Here is a 3,193-nt window from a genome sequence, read left to right on the forward strand (position 1 = left end):
CGCTTCACCCGTCCGTCGGACGGCATTATTGGCTTCCTCAAGAAGCTCGTCAGCAACTTCGGTACGTCCAACGTGCAGTGCAGCCTCTGCTGCTATGCAGTTCCAGGTGCAGATGTGCAACCCAGCTCCGGTTGCTTTCCAGTCCTCAACCCCGGATATGGCTAAGTTAAGTGCAGGCTCACCGTAGCCCAACTGCGCACGCGCCCAGCCGAGGAATATCTTGTTATGAGCAGACCAGAACGGAAATCCATACTCCTCACAAATCGCTAATCCGGCCTCTGAGTTTTCGAGGCAGGCTGTCACGTCGCGCCTCAGATAAAGGATGGAGGTTCGGATCGAGCGCCCGAAGGCGCTTGCGATCGGCAGCGCCAGCGCCGTTGCCTCCTCGACCGCGGCGTCGACCTGTGCGAGGCCGCCATCGACGTCGCCTTCCATCGTTGTAATCCAGGCCAGATACCACCGACTGACCGAGACCGGGTTTTCGCCATGCTCAAACAACGTTGCTTCCGGCGACCATGGCTCCGTGCTGCTGACCACGCGCTCCAATGCTGCGCGCGCCTTGATGAGCTGTCCTTCATTTAACAGATTTGAACCATGCGCGCGGCAAGCAAGTCGCAACCAGTCACCACGTTGGGCGTGCTCCGCCATCTCGACAAGCTCTTTAGCAAGCTGACGGCTCTCTTGGACCTGGCCCTTGTCAAAAATGCAGTTCCAAAGGCCACGTTTGACCTTAAATACCTGCTCGGCGTCTCCCCAGCGTTCTGCCCCCACCAGCGCATCGGTAAGCAGCGCCTCGACCGCGGGGGCCGCATAACCGCAGACCGCGATCAAGGGCACGCTGAGGTCGACCTGCAGTTGGAATGTGCGCGCGTGTTGTTCATCGTCGGGCAACGCGCTCACAAGGGCGAGTGCTCGATTGAATGCACTGACTGCCTCTTGGTTGGCACTCCGTCGTGCTGCTTCCCGTCCTGCCTCGGTGAAAGCGGTCACCGCAAGTGGGACATTTCCTGCTTCCGAAGCATGATGGCCGATCAGCGAGGGCGCAGCACCCGGCGCCCCCTCGAGCGCGCTGACGATTGCGGCATGGATCGATTGGCGTCGCGAACGCAAAAGGCTGATATAGGCGGCATCCCGAACAAGCGCGTGTTTAAAGACAAACGCGTCCTCATCGGCGCGGCCACGGCGGAAGATGAGTTCTGCGTCGAGTAGTTTCTCGAGCGCGTCGTTGACGACCTCATCGCCGAGATTGGAGGCGTATAGAAGCAGTTTGCGATCGAATTCTCGTCCAATACAGGCGGCGATCTGCACAACCTCGTGCACACCAGGCAAGCGATCGAGCCGGGCCATGAGACTGTCATGAAGTGAGGCGGGGATCGGAGCGTAGCCTCCAGCGGGATCGTCAAGGGCTTCCATCACCGCTTTAGTGACTTCTTCGATGAAGAGCGGCACACCGTCTGTGCGCGCAGCAATTTCCTCGACCATCTCACGCGGTGGGTGGGTCTCAGCCATAACGTTTTCGATTAGCTCCGAGACGGCGGTGGGCCCCAGCCGGCTCAGCGCCAGCCGCGTCATGTTCGAGCGCGCGAAATGAGGCTCGTCGTCGGGACGTGACGTGATAAGGACCATGACGCGTTCTTCAGCAATATCTTCAAGCAGCAGCTCGAACAGCTCCAGCGTGCTCGGATCAGCCCAATGAGCATCCTCGAGGACCATGAGTATCGGTTGCTTCGACGCTAACCCCAGAACCTGTTTGATCAACGCGCTCTGCGCCAGCATTCGCCGGCGGGTCGCAGGTAGCGCCAGGAATTCGTCGCTGCATTGGGCTCTTAGGCCAACCAGATCCGCCACCGCCGGCAATGCATATTCTGCCGTTCCGCCACCGAGCGCCATCAATGCTGCAAGTCGATCGATTGGGGATGGCCGCCCTCCATCGGCGGAGCGGGCATTCAGCGCTTCGGGTGCGATCCCTGATCTTCCGTCGCATTCGTCAAGGCCTGCCGCGCGGCGCAATTGTTGCGCAACCGGCCAGAGTGGCGTGTCGGCGAAAAAAGGCGAGCATTGGAACCGTAGGCGGCGGTGCTCGATCTCCCAGGCGTGGCTCAACAACTCGCTCGTCAGGCGTGATTTGCCGATCCCAGCTTCTCCAACCAGGACGACACCTTGCCCCTCACCCGACGCCGCCAGCCGCCACGAGTTCATAAGCAGAGACAGTTCCGTGTGACGGCCGACCAGCGGTCGACGTTCTGCCTTAGTGGTGTGCGCCTCAAATCGGCTCACCGAAGCGGTTTCGCCGACCACCCGATACGCCTGAACCGGTGTGGCGTAACCCTTGAGCTCGAGACGAGCCAGCGTCTCGTACCGGAACTGATCTCCGGCAAGGCGCCGCGTGGCATCGGACACGATCAACTCACCCGGTTGAGCAGCGGATTGAAGTCGGGCGGCAAGGTTGGGCGTTTCGCCAACGATGGTGCGCTCGCGAGCTTCGTGGTCGCCAATCAGATCACCTACCACCACCCAGCCACTGGCAATGCCGGCTCGAGCGGCAAGCACGCTGCCATCAGGCGCCGTCAACTTCGCTATTGCATCCAGCGCCTGCAGACCGGCGCGTAGAGCCAGCTCCACCTCGTCCTCTCGCACGCGCGGCCATCCAAAATAGGCAAGAACCCCGTCGCCCATGAATTTGGCGATGTGTCCGCCATAACGCCCAATCGCACCCGATACGGCATCCTGGAAGCGTGAAATGACTAAAGCCATCTCTTCCGGGTCTGTGCGTGCGGCAAGCGCTGTTGAGCCGACCAGATCGACGAACATCACACTTACATGACGGTGCTCCGCGCCCACGTCGGCCATGGTTGGCGGATTGTCCAAACAGGTGGCCTCTGATGACACCCGAGATTTGGTGCCGTCCTCACGCAATGCCCGCCGCAGACGCCGGCGTTGGCCCAGGGTGAGTCCGATCTCCTTTAAGTCGTCCTCGGAAAGCTCGTGCAGCACCTCGAGATCCACGTCATGCGCGTCCAAAGCCGGCAAGATGCCAGCGAGCCCATGCTTGGCAAGCCAAGCGGAAAGTATGGTGGCAGATGCGGTCAATGAACGAGGCTCCAGCCGGAAGCGAAGCTGGGACATGTCAATTGTGCGACAAATTTCTCAAGGTGCTTATCTTAGAATGTCGCTCTTAGGATGTCGCGCTCCA

At 60.4% G+C, this 3,193-nt stretch carries 1 protein-coding gene; it reads right to left on the minus strand.

What is annotated here, in order from left to right; genetic code table 11:
* A partial coding sequence (locus AC33YF_RS13370) for an adenylate/guanylate cyclase domain-containing protein (protein WP_491777708.1) occupies positions 1 to 3,126 on the minus strand: 3,126 nt, incomplete at its 3' end.
* Between the last annotated feature and the right edge of the window lie 67 nt (positions 3,127 to 3,193).

This window comes from Methyloceanibacter sp. (assembly GCF_058506495.1).